This is a genomic window from Kriegella aquimaris (assembly GCF_900103215.1).
GTDB classification, from domain to species: domain Bacteria; phylum Bacteroidota; class Bacteroidia; order Flavobacteriales; family Flavobacteriaceae; genus Kriegella; species Kriegella aquimaris.
The window spans coordinates 35010-60674 of record NZ_FNGV01000005.1 but is presented as its reverse complement, the minus strand read 5'-3'; the positions used below and the strand labels follow the sequence as shown (position 1 = coordinate 60674).

Annotated in this window: 23 protein-coding genes and 1 pseudogene; 1 reads left to right on the top strand and 23 read right to left on the bottom strand. The window is 37.1% G+C overall.

Translation table 11 applies throughout. The features are described 5' to 3' along the window. The 23 genes and pseudogenes from BLS33_RS25415 to BLS33_RS11790 form a co-directional block, all read right to left on the bottom strand. Positions 1-159 (bottom strand): annotated as a pseudogene (locus tag BLS33_RS25415) (DapH/DapD/GlmU-related protein); the annotation flags it as partial. A 337-nt stretch (positions 160-496) separates the two neighbouring features. Continuing rightward, the gene (locus BLS33_RS11900; protein WP_089889070.1) at positions 497-1738 is read right to left on the bottom strand and encodes a hypothetical protein; all 1242 of its coding nucleotides are present in this window, start codon (positions 1736-1738) and stop codon (positions 497-499) included. Further along, a complete protein-coding gene (locus tag BLS33_RS11895; RefSeq protein ID WP_089889066.1) occupies positions 1735-3120 on the bottom strand; it encodes a hypothetical protein in 1386 nt (461 codons plus the stop codon). Before BLS33_RS11895 ends, BLS33_RS11900 begins: the two co-directional genes overlap by 4 nt. Next, positions 3117-4574: a lipopolysaccharide biosynthesis protein gene (locus BLS33_RS11890; protein ID WP_089889063.1), complete on the bottom strand. Its 1458-nt coding sequence runs from the start codon at positions 4572-4574 to the stop codon at positions 3117-3119. Before BLS33_RS11890 ends, BLS33_RS11895 begins: the two co-directional genes overlap by 4 nt. A gap of 10 nt (positions 4575-4584) precedes the next feature. After that, entirely contained in the window at positions 4585-5040 is a 456-nt protein-coding gene (locus BLS33_RS11885; protein ID WP_089889060.1) for a NanQ anomerase/TabA/YiaL family protein, read from the bottom strand. Then, positions 5037-5870 carry a cytidylyltransferase domain-containing protein gene (locus tag BLS33_RS11880; protein WP_089889057.1) on the bottom strand — a complete coding sequence of 278 codons (834 nt, stop codon included), beginning with the start codon at positions 5868-5870 and terminating at the stop codon, positions 5037-5039. The genes BLS33_RS11885 and BLS33_RS11880 overlap by 4 nt, the downstream gene beginning before the upstream one ends. Before the next feature lie 53 nt (positions 5871-5923). Further along, positions 5924-6988, bottom strand: coding sequence for an N-acetylneuraminate synthase family protein (locus BLS33_RS11875; protein WP_089889053.1), 1065 nt, complete (start codon positions 6986-6988; stop codon positions 5924-5926). Between the two features lie 3 nt (positions 6989-6991). Continuing rightward, on the bottom strand, positions 6992-8038 hold the full coding sequence (locus BLS33_RS11870) for a nucleotidyltransferase family protein (protein WP_089889049.1): 1047 nt from the start codon (positions 8036-8038) through the stop codon (positions 6992-6994). Further along, on the bottom strand, positions 8025-9200 hold the full coding sequence (gene neuC / locus BLS33_RS11865) for a UDP-N-acetylglucosamine 2-epimerase (protein ID WP_089889047.1): 1176 nt from the start codon (positions 9198-9200) through the stop codon (positions 8025-8027). The genes BLS33_RS11870 and neuC overlap by 14 nt, the downstream gene beginning before the upstream one ends. Positions 9201-9281: 81 nt before the next feature. Next, entirely contained in the window at positions 9282-10286 is a 1005-nt protein-coding gene (neuB, locus tag BLS33_RS11860; RefSeq protein ID WP_089889044.1) for an N-acetylneuraminate synthase, read from the bottom strand. 1 nt (position 10287) lies between these two features. Then, a complete protein-coding gene (locus BLS33_RS11855) occupies positions 10288-10917 on the bottom strand; it encodes an acetyltransferase (protein ID WP_089889041.1) in 630 nt (209 codons plus the stop codon). Then, positions 10904-12046, bottom strand: coding sequence for a LegC family aminotransferase (locus BLS33_RS11850; protein WP_317039851.1), 1143 nt, complete (start codon positions 12044-12046; stop codon positions 10904-10906). Before BLS33_RS11850 ends, BLS33_RS11855 begins: the two co-directional genes overlap by 14 nt. A 5-nt stretch (positions 12047-12051) precedes the next feature. Further along, a complete protein-coding gene (locus BLS33_RS11845) occupies positions 12052-13239 on the bottom strand; it encodes a UDP-N-acetylglucosamine 4,6-dehydratase (RefSeq protein WP_089889038.1) in 1188 nt (395 codons plus the stop codon). 117 nt (positions 13240-13356) lie between these two features. Next, the gene (locus tag BLS33_RS11840; protein WP_089889035.1) at positions 13357-14811 is read right to left on the bottom strand and encodes a hypothetical protein; all 1455 of its coding nucleotides are present in this window, start codon (positions 14809-14811) and stop codon (positions 13357-13359) included. Positions 14812-14816: 5 nt separating this feature from the next. Further along, complete coding sequence (locus tag BLS33_RS11835; protein ID WP_089889032.1) at positions 14817-16271, bottom strand: MBOAT family O-acyltransferase; 1455 nt, start codon at positions 16269-16271, stop codon at positions 14817-14819. Positions 16272-16639: 368 nt separating this feature from the next. After that, positions 16640-17425 carry a dTDP-4-dehydrorhamnose reductase gene (gene rfbD / locus BLS33_RS11825; protein WP_089889026.1) on the bottom strand — a complete coding sequence of 262 codons (786 nt, stop codon included), beginning with the start codon at positions 17423-17425 and terminating at the stop codon, positions 16640-16642. Continuing rightward, on the bottom strand, positions 17422-17967 hold the full coding sequence (gene rfbC, locus BLS33_RS11820; RefSeq protein WP_089889023.1) for a dTDP-4-dehydrorhamnose 3,5-epimerase: 546 nt from the start codon (positions 17965-17967) through the stop codon (positions 17422-17424). The genes rfbD and rfbC overlap by 4 nt, the downstream gene beginning before the upstream one ends. Positions 17968-17985: 18 nt before the next feature. Beyond that, on the bottom strand, positions 17986-18843 hold the full coding sequence (gene rfbA / locus BLS33_RS11815) for a glucose-1-phosphate thymidylyltransferase RfbA (RefSeq protein WP_089889019.1): 858 nt from the start codon (positions 18841-18843) through the stop codon (positions 17986-17988). Between the two features lies 1 nt (position 18844). After that, positions 18845-19882 (bottom strand): dTDP-glucose 4,6-dehydratase, encoded by a 1038-nt coding sequence (rfbB, locus tag BLS33_RS11810; RefSeq protein ID WP_089889016.1) that lies wholly within the window; start codon positions 19880-19882, stop codon positions 18845-18847. Continuing rightward, the gene (locus BLS33_RS11805; protein ID WP_089889013.1) at positions 19882-20895 is read right to left on the bottom strand and encodes a hypothetical protein; all 1014 of its coding nucleotides are present in this window, start codon (positions 20893-20895) and stop codon (positions 19882-19884) included. Before BLS33_RS11805 ends, rfbB begins: the two co-directional genes overlap by 1 nt. Positions 20896-20898: 3 nt before the next feature. Further along, positions 20899-22587, bottom strand: a complete 1689-nt coding sequence (locus BLS33_RS11800) for a DUF6909 family protein (protein WP_089889010.1) — start codon at positions 22585-22587, stop codon at positions 20899-20901. 31 nt (positions 22588-22618) lie between these two features. Then, positions 22619-24118 (bottom strand): GH3 auxin-responsive promoter family protein, encoded by a 1500-nt coding sequence (locus BLS33_RS11795; protein ID WP_089889007.1) that lies wholly within the window; start codon positions 24116-24118, stop codon positions 22619-22621. 5 nt (positions 24119-24123) lie between these two features. Next, positions 24124-24993 carry a M23 family metallopeptidase gene (locus BLS33_RS11790; RefSeq protein ID WP_089889004.1) on the bottom strand — a complete coding sequence of 290 codons (870 nt, stop codon included), beginning with the start codon at positions 24991-24993 and terminating at the stop codon, positions 24124-24126. 203 nt (positions 24994-25196) lie between these two features. Between BLS33_RS11790 and tatA the strand changes: the two genes are divergently transcribed. Next, positions 25197-25379, top strand: a complete 183-nt coding sequence (tatA, locus tag BLS33_RS11780; protein WP_089888996.1) for a twin-arginine translocase TatA/TatE family subunit — start codon at positions 25197-25199, stop codon at positions 25377-25379. Positions 25380-25665 lie beyond the last annotated feature (286 nt).

The window sequence follows — 25665 nt, the reverse complement described above, 5'->3', positions numbered from 1 at the left end:
TCTATTTCGAATAAACTTAGCTGGTACTCCACCCACAATGGAATAGGCCGACACATCTTTGGTGACCACGGCGTTGGCACCAATTATAGCTCCATTCCCGATAGTAATCCCGGGCAATATCACGGCATTGATACCAATCCAAACATCGTTTCCTATCGTGACCCGTTTTGTTGGTGTTTCACCCGACAAAACCATGGGAATGTTGATATCATGATGTAAATGGGTTTTACTATATATAGCCACATTTGGTGCAATCATAACATGATTACCTATATGCACCTCTCCTTGAAGAAATACATTTTCATTTACACGTACAAAATTTCCAATCTCAATATGTCGCCCATCGGATATATAAATATTGTTCTCGAATTTCGAGTTACTATCATATGGCATAACTTTTAGAATTCGGGACATATACCAAATTCTAATTGCATTGCTTAACATCAAAAACCGGGAATGAGGCAGATTTTGAACCAAAAGGTAATAGATTATCAACTTAAATTTTCGCATATGTCCTAAACTTTAGCAATGGAATTCGATGAATAGATAATCCTAAAAAGATAGCACATAGATATCCGAACGAACTTATTAAAACAGGCTGAAAAACGCTTAACCCAAGAACATAGAGAATCAAAAAGTTTTTGATATAAGTCTTTGCTTTATTTTCATTCAATGCCCTTGCATTAAAAAGTTTAAAGAAGAAAAATAAAAACAGCAGTATGCCAATACCCATTTCTGTTGTAAATGTAAAGAAAAAAGCGTCGTATATGGGGCCCCGTAGCTGACCCAAAGATCTATAACCCAACATTTCAGGACCAATATCATATTTCTTGTAAATATCGGTAACCATCAAAGATACTCTTGATCCAAAAGTTCCAACACCAGTGCCCCAAGGCAGATTATCCATTAGTATTTCCCCAGATTTACCAGCAATGCGCCAACGAATATACTTATCTCCGAAAGCCACTTGATTAGCTTCCGAAAAAAAGACCAAGTAGTATATTAATAGGCCGGTAACAACACCGGCAAATAATATGATTTTTCTAAACCATTTTCTAAGGGTAGAGCGGTATGAGAAGGGAAAGAACATTAAAAACAAAAACATGAAAAGCACTTCCTTTCGCGAAAAGGATAGTACCAAGAACATAAAAGCAATTACGAGAAATATCTTGTCTTTTCTTGCTATACTATAGCCTAACCCATAATGAAAATAAAACCATACCATCAGATAAAAACTCATAAAATTGGCCAAACTTGCCCCGGATCCAAAAATCGAGACCATGTAAAATCCACCCAATCCCCTATTAAAACTTTTAACATCTAAAAATGCTCGGTACTCTGCATAAAAAAATAATTCAAAAACCCCGAAAAAAACCATGAAAATAAGCACTTTATCAAGTATATACTTAATGTCAACCATAGTCCTTATCTTGGCGTCTTCACTCAATGAGTGATAATACAGAAAATAAAAAAACCATTGGCTGTATATAGCAATCTGTAAAAACCCTAGGGGGTATATGTTTTTGGCAACTACATTTAAGGTCATGTAAGCAACCAAGATTAGAAATAGTAATGCAATACTTGCAATCTTCTTTTTTTGTAATACCTGAAGGGCATATAGTAGAAAAACAGCCAAGCTTATGAGCTCATTGTATACATCGAAAGGAACACCTGATTTCAAAGTAAGTTTATTGACCAACGGCTGAAGAACCAATAGTATGAATATTAAACTTTTCAAGATAGCTCGGTATTTTTAACATTTTCATGATACCCCAACTTGAAGTAAGGGACAAAACTATGACCACCCATGAGTGCTTCCTTTTCAATTCCTATCTCGGCATCTACAATTGAGGCACACATCTTTCTTACATTGAAATATTTCTCTGACAAACCCCCAATATTGTAAAAGAGCGTCTTGACCCCGAACATTTCTGCCTCTACCGCTGTTGTCGAATAAATAGTGATGTTATAATCTGAATATTTAAGAATCTCATAAACACTATACTCAGGAAAAAGAACAACGTTTTTAACTTGGGTATATTTGGAATAGTCAAGATGATTGAAATTCCTTGGCTTAAGAATAAACAACCATTCTTTATTTTTCAGTGCCTCTTTCATAATGAAATCCAATAGATGCGTTTCTTCCACTGTTTGCAAAGTCACGCAGAATATTTTGGTATAGCTCTCCTTCAATTCCGCAAGGTACTTATTCTTGATGTTACTCTTAACATGCTCTAAATAGAGACTCCCAACAGGAATAATCTGTTGTTGTTTAAAAATAAAATGGTCAACAGGCACGTTTTTTTCCTGGTTACCAAAAGCAATCAAAAAATCGGGGTAATAGAGACTTCCAAAATTCAGATAAGAAAGGTAGAATTGGTGGTTGTCCCCAATATAGCCATGTTGGGCCTCATATACCTTTACATTCTCTAGGTGGGCAGCGACAACCAAATCCATTTTGGTAAAACTGCTTATCAAAAAAATAGCCTTTGGTCGAATCAATCTTAGCAAAAACCTATAAAAGCGAATTTTGCCGTACATGGAGTTAACTTCTTTTTTAATATCTATCTCAAGTTGATATTCCTGCTTTACCTTTTCCAGAGCTTCAAATGCGCTGATTTGCTTTCTGGTAAAAAGGGTGAACAGGAAACTTCCGAATTTAACAAACAAGTCAGAAATTACATGCTTCGAATATACCTCACTTGATTTCCAATGCTTTTCAATTGCCCATTCTATGAAAAGTGAGCGATCTTGCCCTAGTTTATCGGCCCAGGCATCAAAGAAAACATCATATTTTTTTTTATCAACGACCAGATTTCTTTTATCTGCATTATTAAAAAAAAGATAATCGAACTTTTTTATTCTAAGAAGATTCCTGACACCATAAAGCCCATTTTTTATGAGCTGAACTTTACTAGTGGTTCGAAATTTTGAACTAAAGCCAATATTTTTTTTTAATATTTGATAATAAAAGGTGTGACGAACGAGCGGCCAGGTAGATAATCTTGAAATACGAGCCGACCCAACATCAAAGTTTTTTTCTATATCAAAAAGCTCATTTGTTTGTTTTATGGCCCCAAATTTTTTGCTTGGTTCATTTTTTTCTTTACAATCCTTCATTTTTTTGGCATCCGCTTGACTACAAATTCATACACTAGTTTTCTATTTATCCAAAAGATAGGAAATATCATTGCTATGAGAAAAAGGGCTTTTACAAATATTACGGAAAATATGGAATATGACTCGACCCTGGATTGCATAATATATGGGAGCCATGAAATTACTAATCCGCATAAAAACCAGAGTGTCATCTTCTTTAGCCTATAGGGAATAAAGAACAACTTTTGGCTTACAAAATAGGCAATGATCACAAAAATCATCTTAGATGACAGGCTGGCAATAGCCGCTCCCATAATTCCATATACGGGTATCAAAGCAAAGTTAAATGCAATATTTAATACCGCCCCTACCAGCGTTATAATGGGTAAATACTTCGTTTTTTCAAGGAAATAAACATTACTGAAGGAATAATAAAACCCATTTAAGACAAATGCAAATGCAATTAATGGTACTACCACCCAAGCGCCATGATAAGCAGGTTTACTGATGATCATTAAAAATTCAGGCGAAAACCAGCTAATCGCAATACCTATTAGAATATAAAATAGAAGAATTTTTTCCGTTATCAGCGCTATGGTTATTTTATGTTCTTTGTTGGTCTTAATTTGTTCGAAAAACCATGGGCTATATGCTGAATTAACACCCAGAGTAACAATATTTATAAGTTTGCCTAACTGTGCGCCTATATCGAAAAGCCCAACTAGACTGAGTGTAGAAAGATTGTTAATTATCAATCTATCGGCCAAGTTCATTGCCCATGCAGACAGATTATGAGGTAATATTGGAAGGGAATAGTTAAGTGTTTTCTTGATAGCATTGACATTGATTCCAAACCGTATTTCTTTAGATGCTCCATAAATACTATATATAAAAAAGATTATATTAGATACTGCCAAAGCCAAAAGAGCTCCCTCGGCCTTATAATCAAAATAAAGTATTAGAACAATGGTCAAGCCGACGATGATAACGAAGTAGATAAAATCAAGCAGGGCAGCCTTTTTTGCTTCCTGCTTTGCCTTTAACATAGATTGATAATAATAGTATATGGGTTGGGTACAAACGCTGATAAGTGCAAGGAAAATATAGGGATCAAAAGGAATTCCCTTAAATACGTACTCAAGCAAAAGGGCCTTGGCTAACCAAAGAGTTCCGGTGAAAAGAAAACTTACAATAAGCACTAAGGTGAAACTAGAGCCCCAAAGGGAGGCTAGATAGTCTTTGTCACTGTCTTTATACTCATAGTAAAAATAGGCCGTAGAACCTCTTAAGGACAACCCGGCAATAAGCACAAAAAAAGGTATTGCAGCCATTACAATACCCAATACTCCATATTCATCAGGAGACAGTTTAATGGTATAAAGCGGAATCAGAAAAAAAGCAAATCCCTTTTGAAGCAGGGTGAACGACGCGTAAATCAGTGAGTTCTTCGCGAGTTTCTTTTTGTTTTCCGGCATACAATGAGATCTATATCCTTGCTTTTACAACAATTTTCCGAATCTTTTCTGTGTTGTTGCCACATACGATTCCTGGCTGGTGAACATCCTCTGGTGCCAAGAGAACAAATTGACCTGCTCTTACAGTAATGCTATTGCCATCAGCTTGGAATAACCAATAATCACCCTCGGCATTATAAGGCGTTCTTGGCGTACAATTCTCAATTCGCGTAACTTTTATTAGTTCAGTGCCCTTGACCACATATTGTATATCAAAATACTTTTTGTGTGCTTCCCACATTTCGCCATCAAAAGCCTTTGTGTCATATTCTTGCACTAGGGCAAATATGTTATCTCCATCAATTTCAACTCTACCAAGAGGAAGTGTTTCTAAATTGGTATTCTCTTTTAAGAACTGCAGTCCCCTTTTAATATTCGGGCCTAGATTGTAATAAAATTCAGCGTTTTCGATATCATCAAAAATCATAATGTAATTTTTAGTTTATTTTCTCCAGGAATAAGATCATGCTGTATTTTTTCTGCAATTTTCATCCCTCTTTCTTTTCGCTGATCAAACGTTTCTTTAATATCGGCGATGATTTTTAATGGCACGGCGGCCTGAGTAATTGACCCGTTCGTATTTAAAACTTTGCCCTCTTTAAATAAATTAGACACTTCGAAAATACTAGGTTCGTAGTGTTCCCCAAACTGGGAAAAGATATTAGCTATAACTTCATAATCATCGATATAGTCACAGGTCAAACGTATGTCTTTGTCGAACAAAGACGTTTGTAAATCAAGATATCCAATCTTAAAAAAATCAGGACGATTGACAAATGGACCCCAAATTTCAGAATCTGTTTTTTCCTTCATCCCAACTGCTATTTCCAAAGCTTTAGTATTTAGAAAATAGGGGGTAAGGCCAATTGGCAGGCCCGAGGTAAACACAAAATCAGACGGTTTCACAGTTACCCAGTCAACAATAAGGTTAGCAACATAAATAGAATGCAAAGGATTATCGGCTGTTATACTCACAAAAGCATCAAAACCAAAATACTTGGCTGCATCTAAAAGTCGCTTGAGCACATCGTCTTCAGAGCCAGCATAGAATTTTATTTTATGGTCCAGGGCATAATTATACAATTTAGCGTCTTGAGGGTTAGTGGAAGTACATAGAACGATGCCGTCAATGCCATTAACCTGTTTACAGCGATTGATTACATGATCTAAAACAGTTGCACCATGCAGTGGTAATAGAATTTTCTGCTTAAGTCTACTGCTTTTGAGGCGCGCTGTTATAAAATATCCAATTTTCATTCTATGTTGGTCTACGTTGCTTTTATGATTTTTAACCTCAGGGTTATATTCTTTTATTTGAGATTGGCTTTGAATTGGTCGCTGTTGGCTTTTTTGAATTTATAATCGACATTGGAAAAATCAATAAAGCTATCTTTAGCAATATCTTTATTAGCAACTAGACCCAATATTCTTGGCAAAAACTGTTGCAGCATATATGTGCCTTCATTGGTTCGTTTGAAACCAATATTATCAATAGTTATGGCGTCTCCTTTTTTTATTGGTGTTTCGGCAACAATGGCTTTTTTCATAGGTCCGGTGTTGCCATAAGCCAACTCGCCATCAGACATTTTGAGATTTCCATCACCCAAACTAGTTGTGATAATATCCATAAGTGTCCTTATTTTTTTCAATTGATCTAAGCTAACGGCAGCTTGGCCATCAATCCGTTTTTCCCCTATGGCATGAGTAAAGTGTTTTTCACATACATTTACGCCCATGGCCAAGCCCATGGTCGATATCAATTCATTGTGCTCGTTGGCCGGATCAGTATGGTCTGCATAACCCACCGGTAAATCAAAAAGCGCCCTGAGCTTAATCATTTTCCTAAGGTTAATATCTTCGTAGCGTGTCGGATAATTCTGAAAACCGTACATTAAAAAAATATCATCCTTGCCTAATCTATTCAACATGTCAATGGCATATGAAATTTCATCGATAGATGACCCGCCTACACCCAATATCACAGTTCCATTAAACTTTGCCGATTTTTCCAACAAAAGATAATCGTTAAGCCCTGTGGCGTGCAATTCTATGGCCTTTATAGAATTTCCTTCGTAATCCAAAACGAAATCCACTGCTTTTGGATCATTGCATAATACAATTGAATCAATCCCTTTGCCTTCGTTATAATCTATTATTTCCTTCCATTCATTTTCGGTAAACAACCATTCTTTCAACGCGTCATAAGCTTCATGGTCTTTTACAAAATAATCATCGAGATCCAATAACAAATGAAACTTAATGGCATCTACCTTAGCGGTTGCACCGTGGTCTATCAATTGTTTTAAAAAGGTCAAATCACCTTGATGATGAAATGCCGTTTCCCCTATCAAATAAGGAGTATCCTTTGGCAGCATATTCTAAAATTTTATATGTTTAATGTCTTCTTGTGCCCTTTCAAAATCTTCGTGCTTTCCAATATCCAACCAATACCCTCGCAGCGGATAGGAATGCACCTTATACCCCTCTCCTATAAGCTTTTCCATTAAATCTGTAGCATTGAAAAATTCATTCTGGGGAATTAGCTCCAAAATCTTTTTTTTCATCAAATAAATACCCCCATTAGAGTAATAGGTGTAAGTCGGCTTTTCTTTAAAACTTACTACATGTTTGTTAGTGGTTTCAAGCACGGCATAAGGGACATTAACCTCATAGGGAATGGTAACTACCGACAAGTCTGCTTCTGACTCAACAAACGACAAGAAAAAATCTTCATAATTTAGGTTGGTCAAAATATCAGAATTGGTGACTAAAATATAGTCATGTAAAAATTCCTTTTCATTGGCTATCGCTCCAATGGTCCCCAATGGTTTTGTTTCATATAAATACTTGGTCTTTATATTCTTTTCGGAGCCATCTTTAAAATACGCCTCTATCTGCTCACCCAAGTACCTTACGGAAATCCAAAAATCATCGACTCCGAAAGCAACCAATCGATCTATATTATGTTCAATTATAGGTTTATCCCCAATTTTAAGCAGAGGTTTTGGAGTGCTATCGGTCAAAGGGCGCAATCTTTCGCCCCGTCCTCCGGCCATTATTACCGCGTCTATAGGTAAATATGAACGCATTTCCCTGAAATTGATAACGTTGACAATTTTATGATTTTTATCAACTACAGGTAGAATCCGAAAATTGCCTTCGCGATACTCGATTATTTTCTGAATATCTCCTTCTTCCTTTCTGATATAGCGCGGATTTTTTTGGATGATATCTTCAATCACATTGTCTATCATTATCCCTCTTAAAAGCCCTCTTCTGACATCACCGTCAGTTAAAGAACCTACGAGTTTACCTTCAGGGTCAGCAACAAACAAAATGGCATCCTTGGCCAATTCGTTCAGTTTGAATAGCGCATCCTTTATGGAACTTCCCGTTAATATTAGGTGGTCTCTAAAATTTCTCAAAACAATCTGGGTTTAGGTCGTAGAACGACTTTTTAGTATTCGAAACATCAAATATTTTAATTTGCTCGATAATCTTTCCCGTCGCATGCCCGTCACCGTACAAACTAGGTTGGTCTTGGATGGAAGATAGGAAAATTTTTGTTCTGGCCTTTACAATAGCCTCATTTATGTTTTCAAATTTCGGAGAACAATGGATTACACTTTCCGGAGCAAGTCTGCCTTTTTGTCGATCTCCTATATCGATGGTAGGAATTTTAAAGTAGGGAACTTCTAAAATGCCACTAGAGGAATTGCCGATGACAAAATCTACGTATTTTAGTGCAGATAGGTACCGTAGTTGTCCCAAGGAGGTAAATGCGACTGCTTTTTGAGGATTTTTTGTAACATATTCATCAATCATTTTTACGATTATCCGCCCATCTCTGTCAGAATTAGGTTTGGTAAAAATTAAAGTTGTGTCCGCCATTAGATCAAGGGCTTTCAATAATTCTCCAAATTGGGAGGCGGCGGTGGCGTTCTCTAAGGTTACCGGATGAAAAGTAATCAAAACGGCCATTCTATCCAATTTTTTGGAAATGGACTCCTCAAAGGCTTCTTTGTCTAAAAAGTTCACCTGACGAATACTGTCGACACCTATCGCCCCGACGTTAAAAACCCTGCTTGGATGCTCTCCTAATTGTATGACCCGATTGCGATAGGTTGCCGTCGAGGTAAAATGTAAATGGCTCATTTTGGTTATGGCATGCCGTATAAATTCGTCGTAAGCTCCTTCCGTGGTTTCGCCTCCATGTATATGTGCTACAGGGATATTTGTCATCATAGCCGCCGTTACGGCTGCAAAAATTTCACTCCGGTCACCCAATACTATTATCATATCCGGGTTTAAATTTTTGAGCGCCTTGGCAAAACCGACTAACGCGTTGCCCACAGCTTTTGTAATGGAGATAGCACTGTCACCGATAAGACCGTCATCGATTTTGGCATCAATATGGAATCCATCTTTTTCTATCTGAAGGTAGGTGTTTCCAAATTCGGGCATTAGATGCATTCCAGTAACCAATAGTTGTAGTTGCAAGTTTTCGGCTTTATCGAGCACTTTGATTAACGGCTTTAAAAGGCCATATTCAGCTCGGGTTCCGGTAACGACACCTATTTTTTTCATTACTTTAAATTTACTGGCTTAGGGTATTCAATGTTTATTGTTCGATACTGCCTTTTTATCCGATTACACGTTTATGTGCTTTCAGATTAAGTCGTCCTCGCTATAGTGTTTTGTCGCCTTTGTTCCCATTATTTCATCCCAAAGCATTGGAGATATACCGGTTCCAGGTCGCTTTATGGTTAAATTGTCTACTGTGAAAATGGCTCCCTTTTCAATCTCCATATTGGCCACTATACTTTTTCTTGCCACAGCTTTATTTTTCATTTCACTGGGGCTGGGTTCTTTTCTGCCATGGCCCAGTGCCCGCTCAATGTTTCTTATAGACGAAACCATTGCCTTCAACCCACTAGGTTCCAATGAAGCTTTATGGTCTGGGCCTTCCATCGTATTATCCAGAGTAAAATGCTTTTCAATAACTGTAGCGCCCATTGCTACCGCTGCAATGGGAATCTCTATACCTAGGGTGTGGTCTGAGTACCCAATATTTACATTCAACTTCTCCTTAATAGAAATCATGGCCCTGAGGTTGACATCTTCCATGGGTGTTGGATACTCGGTATTACAGTGCAAGATTGTAATATCTTTCTTGTCAACCCCTTCATTCAAAACAACATTCAATGCATCTTCGACTTCCCGTAAATCAGCCATTCCTGTGGATATGACCACTGGCTTACCAAAAGAAGCGATTTTTCTCAAATATGGAAGGTTTGTTATTTCCCCAGAGGGCACTTTGAACAAAGGAATACCCAATTCATTCAAAAAATCGAGACTATCAAGGTCAAAGCCCGTCGATAGAAACTTTATGCCTTTTGTCTCACAATACGAAATAAGTTCGAGATGATCATCTTTGCTCAGTTCGAGCTTTTGCAACATTGTCAATTGCGAGTCGGAAGAATTGTTGGTGTTCTCAATTTGATAAGTTGCCCTCCCGGCATTTCTAGTTACTAATTTTTTTGAGTTAAACGTCTGAAACTTCACAAAATCTACCTCGGCAGTGACGGCGGCATCAATCAATTTTTTGGCTAAATGGATATCTCCATTATGGTTAACTCCAGCTTCTGCAATAATCAGCACCTTGTTTTTCATTCTATTTTATTCGTTTCGCCGGATTTCCCACCCAGACCTCTCCGTTCGGGATATCTTTCAACACCACGGATCCGGCACCGATCGTGACATTATCCCCAACCGTTATTCCTTGTTTAATTACAGCATTGGCTCCTACAAAAGTAAGGCTCCCCAAAACAATGTTACCGGCCAGCACTGCACCTGGGGCAATATGGCTAAAATTGCCGACTTTACATTCATGTTCGATTACCGCCCCGGAATTTATAATACATCCATCTCCCACCTCGGCCAAACTGTTTACTATTGCATTCGGTGCAACCACACTAGAACTGCCGATACAGGCCTTGGGAGAAACCCAAGCACTTGGATCAATTAATTCTATTTGATTAAGACCATAATCTTTAACAAAGGTAATTAGTTTCTTACGAATACTATTAGAACCCATAGCCGGGAAAATACAACCGTTTTCAATAATACTTGTTATGTCAATGGTGCACTCATCGCCTAAATAGGGTAACTTATATGGATTAAAAGCAGCCTCTTTATTATCGAAATAACCTTGGATATTATAGTTATTGGCCAAGGCTACGTCAAGCACCACATAGGCGTGGCCCGAATAGCCCAAAAAAAATAGGTTTTTAGATTCTGACACTGCTCGGTATATTTATGACACGCTCTTCTAAATTAATGGCATTCTCCAAATTACCGATCTGTGCCTTCTTGAACATGGGTAAGTGGTTCATTAACTTCCAGATGGGCCGAGTCATAACGCCATTGTCATTGGTTTCTTTTAAAAATGCATTACGTTCGTCAATGTCTTTGACCAATATAGCATTTAACCAATAATTTGAACTGGTGTTTTCAGGTTCTTTAACAAATACAACTGCTTTGTCTTTAAAAAAAGCATCATACTGTTCAGCGACTTTTCTTTTTCTTTTAATAAACTCAGGTAAGACTTCCATCTGGGCACAGCCCAAAGCTGCGTTGATATTGGGCAATCTATAGTTATACCCGACTAGATTGTGTTCAAAATCCCATGGATGGGGGATTTTTGCGGTCGTAGTAATATGTTTTGCTTTCTTGGCCAGTGCTTCGTCATTGGTGAGCAACATACCCCCACCTCCTGTTGTAATCGTCTTATTCCCATTAAAACTTAAGGTTCCCAATAAACCAAAGGTTCCGGTATGATGCCCTTTGTAGTAACTTCCTAAAGATTCCGCGGCATCTTCAACAACTTTCAATTTATACTTTTCGCAAACGGCAAGCAATTCATCAATTCGAACAGGCAACCCGAATGTGTGCATGGGAACCACGGCCCTTATAATTCGTTTCGTTTTTTTATTTATACATCGCCCGTCTACTATTTCAGTGTTTCGAGAAAGAAAGTGCTCTAATTTTTCCGCGCAGAGGCCAAGAGTGCTCATATTGACATCAGTAAAAATTGGATGTGCTCCTATATAACTAATAGCGTTACAGGTAGCAATAAAAGTCAAGGGCTGGGTAATAACCTCGTCATTTTCCTCTACCCCGGCTAGTAGCAAAGCAATGTGTAATGCCGCAGTTCCGTTGACCGTAGCTATGGCATATTTGGCACCAGTAAATCGGGCCACCTCATCTTCAAACCGATCCACAAATTTACCCACACTTGAAACAAAAGTGGAATCGATACATTCGTTAAGGTATTTCTTTTCATTACCTATAAAACGAGGCTCGTGAAGCGGAATAAACCCATCAGTACCATATAGTTCCCGTGTAAAATTAATAAGTTGTTCGACCATCATTAAGACTACATTTTACCGTCTAAATATTTTCCCGTTTCCTTATGACCAAAATTGGGTATCATATAAAAAAACAAATGTAGCAAATCTTCTTTACGCCACGCTTTGGCAGCTTTGAGTTGGGCAATTGTTTTTTGGAATTGCTCTAATCTTTCATTATCGTACGTAGGAGCATTTTTTATTATTCCAAGATTATGGAACTTATCCATATCCAAAACCTCTTTTGAAGTAAAAAACTCTTCAAAGTCCTTCTCGCCAGTAGTATCACTTTTAGTGAATAGACAAGGCCATTTACCAGTTTCAGGAAGCGTTTTGACGAGTTCTCTTGCCTCTTCTTCGCTTTCGCACAAATAAGGCTCAAACCCCAGTTGGCCCAGATATCTTACAGCTATATCCGCAAAAGAAATCAAATGGAGGTCTTCACTGAGCTTCGGAAAAAATATATCTCTGTTTTCGCCAAAAATACAGGACATCAAACAGAGTTCTCCAGATTCTTTGGGCACTACAAAATAGCGTTTCACATCATTAGGTGCAACAATAGGTTGTTGCTTCTTTATTCGTTGATCGAACCCGTGAAGTAAAGATCCATCGGAAAAGGCCACATTAGCGAAACGGGCTGTCGAAATATCTATTTCCTCACTCTTACGCATCAAAAACATTTCCATAATTCTCTTGGAAGCCCCCATCATGTTTACGGGGTTTGCGGCCTTATCGGTAGAAACACAAAAATATTTTTTTGTGCCCTTATTAATAGCCTGTTGCACGGTTTTTTGTGTATTCAGAATATTTACATCAATCATTCGCATGAGAGTATAAGGGTCTTTTTCGCTACGTACATGCTTTAAGGCCGATAAGTTCAGCACATAGTCATAGTGGCCGTCTTGCTGAATAAAAGCATCATACTCTACGGATCCTATGTCAAGTGCGAAGGTCTGAAAATCACCCGCTATGTACCCAAAAGAACTTCTGATATCTCTGACAAGCTCGACCATATTGTTCTCACTAATATCAACAACGTGAAGCTTTAGAGGGTTTCTCCTAAAAATCTCCTTCGTTACCGCCTGACCTATGGATCCTGCCCCACCGATAACCAAGAAAGAAGAAGAAGCTACACAAACAGAAAGCTCCTTTTCATTCTTACAAATATCTTCAAGAAACAACTCTTGCTTTCTGCCTATTAAATCCAATATTTCCATCTAAGCTGTTTTAAATTATTTTGTTAAGCGAAAATTAAAGCCGCTCTACTTTTAGCATTTCACCTAAAAGTGCGCCAATTATGGGTTTTAAAAAAATATTAGACCAATATCATATTATTAATTTGATTTTTGGTGTGCTAGAATATTTTCAATTTCAATGGCATTTCCGATTATTCCTTTATACCCTGATGTATCGAACAAAAAGAACCTAATCTTCGAAAACCTCGTCAACGTAGTTCTTATTTTTTTAACAATATATCTATTCCCATTTACTTGAATCACTGTTGGTGAAAAATTTGCAGATTCGAAATTTCTGCCTTTATCGGACAATAAGTTCTTATCATCGTCATAGGCATAAAGATATAGACCCAATTTGTATTTTTCAAGAACTTGCGTCTCAATGTCATCATTCAACTTAAAAATAAAAGTTTTCATATCACCTTCATCAAAACAGCCAAAAGAAACTATATTGATACTATCAATCAATTTCTCATCTACTTGTAGGCTTTGGTCTTCATAAGTTTGTGATAAATACTGAAGGGTATTCACTGGTTGTTCACTGATCCAATCTTTTTCTTTGCTCCTATTCGGCAAATCGTAATTGGTTTTTATATAGTTGCCCAAATACGAACTTACTTTTTTAGCCCCAAACTGGTTCAAATGCCAAGCATTTCTAAAATCGCTAAAATCTAAATTGAGTTCTCTCCCCAAAAAATTAAAATCAATATAACCTACATTGTTAGCAATACATATACTATCAATTAACCTATGAAAAGCAGCATATTTTGGGTCTACCATTGCCGGCAGAAATGGAGCCGTTACTATTAGCACATTTGCTCCTTGGGATTTTGCTTTATTTATCAAGTCTTTTATGTTTCTTTCTTCCTCTTTCGTAAACTTTGTAAGCCCTGACTCTGCTTGACCTTTTTTGCTAAAATCAACAAATAAATTGGAATCGAACTTTTTGTCTTGCTTCATTTTAAATGGAAGCCCGGCAAAGCCACGATATTCCCACATTAATTCATGTGTTTTATATCTATAATCCTTATTGAAAATAATATTATCAAAATTTAGTCGATAATCTTTTCTGTCAAAAACGGGAAACGCAATCTCTAGGACCTCCTTTGATGGGAAAACCTCAATAATAGACTTTAATTTATCAAATGAGAAAGCGAAAAAATTATAGGCTTGTTTTTGATGAGATAGGCTCTCATCATCATTGGGTGACTTAATAGAGGATGCATATAAATCAATAACTACAACTTTTGGCCTTATCTTTTTAAAAGATTCTCCTACCACATATTTAGTAACCGCTATTCTTTGTGCCGCACTACCAAAGTTGAAACTTCTAGCCTGAACGATACTATCAATAGTTCGAGGATCAAAACTTGAATAGACATGTGAACTACCGTACATAGCGATGTCTATCTCTTTATTCTCGTCAACAATTCTATTAAAATCATTTATGGTGTTCATAAAATGTTTGGGTTCGACAAAAAGAGCACTAATAGCATTTATGAGCCAGAAGAGCAGGCAAATAAAGATGAACACCCTTAAAAAAAATATTTTCATATATCTCAAAATTGGAAATAGATAAACTCGGGGGAATCTTCACCATATACCCCATAAAAAAGTATGAAGAGAATAGAAACCGTATAAATTGCCCATCGAAAAACCCGACTTTGGCTATTCACAAAACCACTAAAAGATATACGTTTGTTCGCATACTCTATCAAAATCAAAGTGAATATTAAAACAATAGATAAATTGAAATTAAAATTGGATAATCCTATATCTTTACTCAATTCAGACATTTCTAAACTTACTATTTTAGAAATAACAAGCTGGGCATCCGAAAAACTATTAGCTCTGAAAAATATCCAAGCAAATGCAACAATGGAAAATGTAACGAACCCAAAAAACAATCTATTGGAAAAAACATCCTTATCAAGTCCTATTAATCGAAACACATTATTCCTTATTGTTTTAGTAGCTTTTTCTAGCACGATGACAACACCATGTAGGGCTCCCCATATAACAAAGGTTATAGCCGCTCCATGCCAGAGCCCACTAACCAAAAAAACTGTGAAAAGATTTATATAAGTTCTGTTTTTTCCTTTTTTGCTTCCCCCTAGAGGTATATAAACATAGTCCCTAAACCATGTAGATAAAGATATATGCCACCTTCTCCAAAATTCGGTAATGGATTTGGAAAAATAGGGGCTATCGAAATTCTTCATGAGATCAAAGCCCATGGTTCGGGCAAGACCAATTGCTATATCGGAATAACCGGAAAAGTCGCAATAAATTTGAAAAGTAAAAAACAATGTGGCAATTGTAAAATCTATTCCACTATACGCCCCAGGATTATTATAGACGGTATTCACTAGAATAGCCAATCTGTCCGCTATAACAACCTTCTTAAAAAGGCCCCAAAGCATTAGTTGCAACCCAGAACGAACTTCATCAGTATTGAATCGGTATAATTTGGAAAATTGCGGTAAAAGATGTGAAGCCCTTTCAATTGGGCCAGCCACTAATTGAGGGAAAAACGCAACAAAGGCAAAAAAGGATAAGATATTATCTGTAGGTCTTAATTTGTTTCTATACACGTCAATGGTGTAACTCAATGTCTGGAAAGTATAAAAACTGATTCCAACTGGCAGAACAATGTTTAAAGTGGAAATTTCCAACGGCTTTCCCAAAAGTGTAAACGCACTTACAAAAGAATCTATAAAGAAATTAAAGTATTTGAAATACAATAAAAATCCCAAATTGACAAATAAGCTCAGATAGAGCAGCAATTTTCTTCTTTTTTCACTTTTTTCTTTTCCCAGTTTTTTTCCTACATAATAATCGACAAATGAGCTAATAATGATTAATCCGAGGAATTTCCAATCCCACCATCCATAAAATACATAGCTGGATGCTAGGATAAAACTATTACGTAGACGCAAATTCGTGGAACAAACCCAGTATAAAACGAATACTACAGGGAAAAAAATGACAAAATCAATGGAGTTAAAAAGCATACTGACTTTTATCGATAATTTAATTTTTTCAAAAAGAGGTAACCTGTTGAATAAACGCCGTTTCTTGCCTGTGGTGAGCCAATTCTAGAAATGAGCATGCACAACTCAGACCCTTTGTCAAAAGCACGAAAAACCTCAATTCTTATGGTAATTATCGCTTTCATGCTTGTATGCAAGCAAACATAACCCGGACCAATCTTTAAAAAAGAAAGCAACCTATTGACGCTTAAAGGGTGTTGATTTGGTGCCCATACCTTTTCAATTTGTTTTTTTCGAAATTTTTGAACCTCTTTACCCCACGAGACCTTTTTTAATAGTTTCACACATAATTTCAAAAAAATCCGATTTTTATTCTAATATACTTTTACCTAATCATGTCTAATCTTTAAAACACTATTCTTAGGTCTAACAGCAAAAGTACGATAATTCTTTACTTTTTCTAGACGAACTACGTCATCCATCCTGTTTTCGCGTAGTATTCTTGCAGCAAATTCGTACCACGTCATAGCCTCACCATCCGTAAAATGATAAATACCGTACGGTTTGATTGCTGCTTTCAGAAATCCCATTAAAAATAGGGCCAAATTATTGGCATTTGTCGGGCAACCGATTTGATCTGTAGTTATGGAGAGTTTCTTTTCCGTTTTAGCTTTTTTGAGAATTGTATTATAAAAATTGTTCCCATACTCTGAGTACAACCATGATGTTCTTACTATATAATACTGTTCTAAAAATTCTTGTATATACTTTTCTCCTCTAAGTTTTGATTTGCCGTAGGCATTTATAGGATTTGGAACATCTTCGGGAAGATATGGACTTTGTTTCGTTCCATCAAAAACATAATCCGTTGAAATATGAATCAACTTCACATCATTGGAACTACATGCCTCGGCCAAACACTTAACGCCGTCTGCATTTACGGCATAGGCCATTTCAGGAAAACGCTCAGCATCATCAACATTGGTATACGCCGCACAATTAATACAAAAATCAAAATTTCCAGAAATAAAAAAAGCGTCTACTTTTTCTTTATTCGTGATATCGAGATCTTTAGAATCTTTAAAAACAAAGGATAAAGACTTATAATTAGATGCTACTTTTTTGATGCATCTACCCAACTGCCCCGCTGCCCCTGTTACCAAAACGTTTTTCATGAAAAGAGTTCTTTAAAACGAGGCAAATGTCTATCTTTTTCAGAAAGGAAAATCGTTTTGTCACTATCGCCCCAATCTATATTTAAATCGGGGTCATTATAAATAATACCACACTCGGCCCCACTATGGTAGTAGTCATCGCATTTATAAGCAAAGATTACCTCTTCGCTTAAAGTTAAAAAACCATGGGCCATACCTTTTGGTATAAAAATACTTTTGTGATTGTCGCTAGATATCTTTGTCTTGAAATGTTCTCCGAAGGTGTCGCTGTCTACCCTTAAATCTACAATCACGTCTAAAACTTCACCTCTTATTACCCGAACCAACTTCGCCTGGGCGTGCTCTTTTTTCTGAAAATGTAATCCCCTGAGCACTCCTTGCTTTGATATCGATTGATTGTCTTGTACAAAAGCTACACTTTTCCCAATTGCACTTTCAAATCTTTTCTTTTGATACGATTCAAAGAAAACACCCCTATCATCTTGAAATATGTCCGGTTCGATAATAAAACAACCTTTAAGTTGAGTTTCTGTAACTTTCACTAATTTTCCAATTATGTGTTATGAAAGATTTAAAAGATAACTACCATATCCACTATTTATTAAGGGCTTAGCTAAACGATGTAGTTGTTCTTTGTCAATGTAGCCCATACTGTAAGCTATCTCTTCTATAGCCCCTATTTTCAAGCCTTGTCGTTCTTCAATAACCTGCACGAATTGAGATGCCTGCATTAACGATTCAAAAGTTCCAGTATCGAGCCAGGCTGTACCGCGATCCAAAATACTTACTTTAAGCTTATTTCTTTTTAAATATTCCCTATTGATATCGGTAATTTCGAGCTCCCCTCTTTGGCTAGGCTTTATTTGCCTTGCAATCTCAATCACATCGTTATCATAAAAATAGATACCGGGAACCGCAAAATTAGATTTTGGGTGAAGCGGTTTCTCCTCGATTGAAATCGCCATACCATTAGAATCAAAGTCAACTACACCGTACCGTTCTGGATCTTGAACATGATACCCATAAATTACTCCGCCATCAGGATCGTTGTTTTGTTGAAGAAGTGAAGCCAAGCCTGAACCATAAAAAATATTATCTCCCAATATCAAGGCAACTTTGTCATTACCAATAAAATTCTTACCGATTATAAATGCCTCCGCCAAGCCATTTGCATTTTTCTGAATGGCATATTGAAAACTACAACCAAACTGCGCTCCGTTTCCTAGTAGTTTCTTAAACAACGGTTGATCTTCAGGGGTTGTAATAATTAATATATCTTGAATACCACTGGACATTAGCGTAGCTAGGGGGTAATAAATCATGGGTTTATCGTAAACTGGCATCAACTGCTTACTAACCGCCATAGTTATAGGATATAAGCGTGTTCCAGTACCTCCCGCTAAAACTATTCCCTTCATTTTATACTTTTTGATATTTATTTAGGTACCATGCTATGGTTTTACGAATTCCCGAATCAAAACTTTCTTTGGGTTGCCAACCTAACGCTTTTTTTATTTTCGTGGCATCGATCGCATAACGAAAATCATGACCAGGCCTATCTTTGACAAATTTGATTTGCTTTTTATAACTATCTCCTTTTTTTGGGGCAAGATCATCTAAAGTGCTACATATCGTTTGGGCAATGTACAAATTATTGGATTCACTATTACCCCCTATAACATAAGTCTGGCCAATCTCGCCCTTATTAAATACCGCATCGATACCTCGACAATGGTCTATGACGTAAAGCCAGTCCCTAATATTTTGGCCGTCTCCATAGATAGGTATAGGTTCATTTGCCAATGCTTTTCGAATGATGGTAGGAATCAATTTTTCATCGTGCTGATGTGGGCCGTAATTATTAGAACAATTACTTGTGATTACAGGTAGACCATACGTATGGAAATAGCTTCTTACCAAGAAATCCGATGAAGCTTTTGAAGCACTGTAAGGGCTATTGGGTGCATATGGGGTTTCTTCATTAAAAAAACCTGTTGCTCCCAAACTCCCATAAACCTCATCGGTCGAAATATGATGAAAACGAGCGTTTTCAAAACCTTTCCTTGTCTGACCAATCGAATTCAACCAAAATTTTCTTGCTGCTTCTAGCAGGGTAAAAGTGCCTCTGATATTAGTCTTGATAAAATCGGCTGGCTTTTCTATTGAGTTGTCAACATGTGACTCGGCAGCAAAATGAATAACCCCCTCAATCTTATGCTGATCAAAAATTTGTTCAACAAGCTCTTCGTCACAAATATCGCCTTTTAAGAACGTGTAGTGCTCGTTGTTTTCTACCTCTATCAAATTTTCTAGATTTCCAGCATACGTTAGCTTATCAAGATTTATGACATGTACCAACGGGTTTTGCCTTAAAAAAAAGGGTATAAAATTACTTCCTATGAATCCAGCACCTCCGGTAATCAATATAGGGCGATAAGAATATAAATTCCGAGCCATTATGATAGTTGGTTAGCCTTCCTATTTAGATACATTATAAAAGAAACAACAAAAAAGGCAATGACTAGATACATGGGAAAGGCAACGATTCTTTTGCTAAAGAAAGGCTTCTTAACTCTATGAGTTTCTCCAAAGTTAACAATAGTCAGAGTCCCCGTTTGCTGAACAATATCGAGTTTCTTTTCTTCAATTTCCTTTATGAGTCTAGCTTTTAAACTTAAGAGGCTTGGAATGTTCAGTCCATTTTCACCCTCCATGATAATTGTGGCTTGATCACGTTTATCATTGCGTCCGGCTAAACCTTTGGAGTAATTTGAAACGAGTTCATCTATCTGCCTTACCAACTCTGTGTTTTGGGTTATCCGAGTTGAAGCATTCTGTAGGTATATTTCTTTAACGTCCTTAAAATAAGTGTTATTGTTTAGGTATTCCATTACCTTTTGAACTATTTCCTCACTGTGGTTCGCAACCCCAAAATTGAATACAATGCGATGATTCAAAATACTTTTACGGTTGAGTTCTGACCGTATAATATCGAGAACAAAGTTTTCGTCCTTGAAATTTTGAAGAAGTTCTAAATACTTCATCTGCTGCTCTATATGATCCTTGTCCAATTCCTCCTTTGATTCTTCAATAGGTTCAACCTCAATCTTAAAACCTTTAAAATTATACTGTTCTAAACCCAGTTTTCGTAAGAAAATGGTGTCTTTTGCAGAGATATTAGCTTGTATTTCCTCAATCGCATCGTACAAATAATTTCTACTGTCAAAATTGGACCTTACAATAACTTCATTTTTTAATTTTTCAGGAACCAACATATTGAGTACCAAAGTAATCGCGACACCCAAAATAACAAGTCCGACCAACTTTAATGCATTTCTTCTAAGGAACAAATATATCCTTAAGAATGCTTCAGCTATATTATCTAGGCCTGTTCTAACCATTCTGAACAATTGTGCCAAATCTATTTCTTCTGACTCAGAAGGTTTCTGAGAGGGTACTTGATTTCCCATATACTATGAATTGAATATTTGTTGTAAAATTTTGTCTGTTATCAAATAAGTAGGCTTTACACCTGTGGTACCTAGCCCTCCAGAAGCCAATGTGCTTCCTGTTTCAAGCGGATTATCAGATGCATAATAGGCATATCTCACCTTTACATCTTCTCGTATACTCTTGCGTATTTTTGAGGCCGATTGTATCGCCTTTTGATAGTGTACCCCTTCCATTTCTAGACCAATAACATTCCATGTGGATTGGTGGAAAAATTTCAGAATATCCTTGTTTTGTAGTGATGTGCCCAAAACTGTGACCATGGTCCCCTCAAACACCGCTAGACCGTGACCTTTAAAATCAAAAGCGGACAATTCATTTTTAAAAGGATAGTTATCGGCCGTTCCCTCAAAAATATGAGCCGATGGAATCATCAAATCACCTTTTCCCCCCTCTAAAATGCCTGCCTTTCCCATAATCGATATAGATGCTATATTTAAAAAGACATCTTTGCGGCCTTTGGTTTTATAAGGCTTTAAAAGTTCATCTATGGTTTCATAGGCCTGCTCGCCAAAGGCATAGTCCATGACAAATATAACAGGTTTTTGGCCCTCTGAAATTTCCGCAGACATTTCGTAACAGCATGCACTAGGACCCAATTTTGCCAAATCAAAAATCTGAACATCAATATTGGTACCCGACAAGTCATCTATGGCAATCATACCGTTCTTCTTCGCAGCAGCACTCACTTTATTCTGTAAAGCCAGATTCTGGCTGGAACTTAATGCTTGAAATATTTTTAGCGAATCATCACTATCGGTAAATTCCTTAGACAATGCTTTACGGGCAAACAAAGAATTCATTACGCTATGCATATTCGCGCTAATAATATGTATGGGTCTTTTTAATAGTCCTTTTTTCGCCAATACATCTTTGATGGATACCGCCCAGCGCTCCCCATGGATATGATGCCCTAAACGTTCACGTAATAACGCGCTAAAAGTTATGACCCTTTTGTCTCCTGTTAATTCTTCCTCAATAGCCAACTTGCCCAACCAATAGATGATTTTAAGAAAACGCTCTGGATTCTTTTTTGTAGCCAAGAAATTATGGATATCCATAATTTCTTCGAACGGTCTTGCTAAGATATTCGCCGTATGTATTAAGGCTACCTCTCTTTCACTTTGTGTAAGTTGATTTTTTTGGGCTGCTGCTTCCAACTTTGTCCAATCGCGGATAGTCTTGTCTGTATCTTCTATTAAAACACGTTTACAAATTTTTTCAGATTCGATGAATAAAAAAGTAAGGTGGGTCAAGATATCGTAAATGTCAGATCGCCCACGAGTAATCTCAATGTTCATCTGTTCTTCATCGATGCGGTAGCAGTTTCTTCTTCTTTTCGGGGGAACAATAGCCTTAAATTGCGATTTCCCGTAACCCTCATCAGATGTCAAATTGATGAAACGACATTGTTCAATACCCTCGGGAAGGCGTTCCAACACATAGATCAAACCGCTGAGCTCTGCTTTTTCTTCGGCAACAGAACCATAAATTTCAGGCCGTAATTGTAATAATGCATTTTTTAACGATTCACCAGAAACCCCTGTAGGCTTATAAAAACCACGGTTGAACAAATGGCGCATGGTAATATACAAGCGCTCAATGGCGTTGGTGGATTCTTGTGCGCGAGTTGTGTCAGTTGTTTTGCCCATAACAGCATTTCAATCAAAATTACAATTAAAATTACAGGTTTTTGAACTGATGTAAGCCATCTGCCAATTTTCGGTCGTTTGACAACCGCTGTACCTTATTCTGACCGCCCAGTTTTCCTATTGATTTCATATACTCGTTAAATCCCCCCTCTTTTATAGAAGTGATTTTCAAAGTCTGTAATATGGAACCGTCGATTAAATCAAAATAATAACTGTTTTGCCGTTGCAACGAGTTGTCTAATGTACTAATGAACTTGTTCATATCTGTCGGCAACTTTTCAAATTCAATCAACCATTCATGATACGGAAGCTCATCTCGTTCAGGAACTATTTGAGGTGCCACAGTAAACTCGTTTACCCTGGCATCGGTCTCCGAAATGGCTTCTTGCATGGCCTGCTCTACTTCTTTGGCAATAACATGTTCGCCAAAGGCCGAGATAAAGTGTTTAATTCTACCGGAAACAATAATTTTAAAGGGACTTTTAGAAATAAACTGAATGGTATCTCCCAAATTATAGGCCCAAAGACCGGCATTTGTAGAGATAATCATTACATAGTTAACCTCAAGCTCCACATCTTTCAGCGTAATTCTTTTGGCCTTCTCATCAAAAAACTCTTCGGATTTGATAAATTCATAAAAGATACCATGATTCAATAAGAGCAACATCCCCTTATCTTTTTGTGAATCTTGATATGCAAAAAAGCCTTCACTGGCAGGAAATAATTCGATACTATCGACTTTTCGTCCTATCAGGTTCTCGAACTTTGCCCGATAGGGTTCATAATTGACCCCCCCATAAATAAAGAGCTGAAAGTTTTTGAAAAGGTCACCAACCTTCTTATCTGTCTTGGCTTGTAATTTTTCGAAGTACATTTGTACCCAAGAAGGTATGCCGGCAATAACGGTCATGTTCTCATTAACCGTCTCATTTACTATTGCATTTACTTTGGTCTCCCAATCTTCAATGCAGTTTGTTTCCCAGCTAGGTAAACGGTTTTTTTGTAGATAGTTAGGCACGTAATGGGCAGATATGCCCGAAAGGCGACCTAATTTTACGCCGTTTTTTTCGGTAAGTTCAGGACTTCCTTGAAGAAAAATCATCTTTCCATCTACAAAATCTGAATTACCCGTTTCATGAATGTAATTCAAAATGGCATTTCGAGATGCCTCTACCTGCTTCTTTATAGATTCTTCGGTTATCGGTATATATTTCGAACCTGAGGTGGTACCCGATGTTTTGGCAAAATAAATAGGCTTGCCAGGCCAAAGAATATCACTTTCCCCTGCAACGACCTTATTTATGTACGGCTTGAGCTCTTCATAATCTCTTACAGGTACTAGCCTGACAAAATCGGCGTGGGAATTTATATTTTTAAAGTCATGATCATGCCCAAATTTTGTATTACTTGCTTTTTGCACAAGTTCGGTAAAGACATTTTTTTGTGCCGCAATCGGGTTGTCGACCCATTTTTTGGTCTTTCGATGAATATTTTTCGCAAATAATTGAGCAGCTAATGACTTTAAGGACATGACATTTATTTAAAATCAATAAAATCCAAAGGGTTCACCGGGTTTCCATCGTCCCACAGTTCAAAATGAAGGTGTGGCCCTGTGGTGAATTCTCCCGTATTGCCAATTGAAGCTATAACTTCCCCGGCCCTGACTAAATCTCCTTGACTTTTACTAAGTGATCCGTTATGTTTATATACGCTTAAAAGTCCGTCCTTGTGTTCTATTATTAAAACGTATCCGGTGTCGGCCGTCCATTCTGCAAAAATAACAATTCCTTTGGCTACCGCCTTAACGGGAGTGTCGGTCACTGCAGTGACATCTACGGCATAATGCCGCTTCTCAGGGTCATACATTTGAGAAACAATTCCACTTATAGGCGGAAATAGAATTAAATCGGTCTTGGTAATGTTTCTTTCGAAGAGATTGTATTTGTCTTCCATCGCAACTTCGGCCCGAAGAACCGAATCTTCCTTTATAGGGTTAAGATCAACCGTTGAAGGATCAATTTTAAAACGTTCAAAAACTGAGTCCCGATTTATCTCGCTGTTTTCAAGATCGCCACTCAGAACCAATCTAATATTCTCTATATACTTATTGGTATAATTTAACACATTGACTAAGGAATCTGTTTTGTAAGTTAGCTCAGTAGCCTGCTTTTTGAGTTTGGTAGAGGAATATCCCGGTATATATTCCCGTAAAGGAGTAAACGCAATTAATAAGGTTGTCAAGCCAATAAGGCATATTATACACAGAGTGCCTGTAACAAAAACATTTAATCTGCTAAGCTTAAAGGATATTTTTTCTTCAAAAGTACTCTCGTTCAAAATAACCAAACGATACTTGTGTAAGAGCTTTCTCTTGATTTCCTTTCTCTTTTTTGTTTTAGTGGCCATAATAGACAAAGATACGGATGGATTTGAATTATGTCTCGGTTACCATCGAAATTAATGAATTCAAATGTGAAGCGCCTCTGAAGATCAGGACCTTCATTAACTCAACCAAAGTTGATAAAATTAAAAATTATGTACCTTACCTTAATATTAACAGCATAGATAATTACTTTTTAGTACATTTGTTATCCAATAAATCATAAACTATGACAGCTTTACATATTTTTTTGGCCATAGGTCCTTGGCAAATAGCAATCGTCGTGATGGTTGTGCTTCTTTTGTTCGGTGGAAAAAAAATCCCAGAATTGATGCGCGGACTAGGTAGCGGCATCAAAGAATTTAAGGATGCTTCTAAAGAAGATGATAAATTAGAAGAAAACAAAGAATAAACACAAACAATATTCTTGCCAATATACCCTCTTTCTTAGAGGGTTTATTGTTTAAAAACCTCACACTACAAGTGAACAAATTGTGTCTTTTCGGAAAATGTCAAGCATTTCCCATGGCACTGGTTCATTTACACAAAGTTCATCCAGTTCACGTTTAAGTGTTATTGCTATATGACATTCTTGTCATAGCACGAACCCTGCACATAACTTCCTAAAAATCCAACATATACGAAACGTCAACTCTAGGCGTTAACTATAGACAGTATAATTGGATGCATTTTTTGCT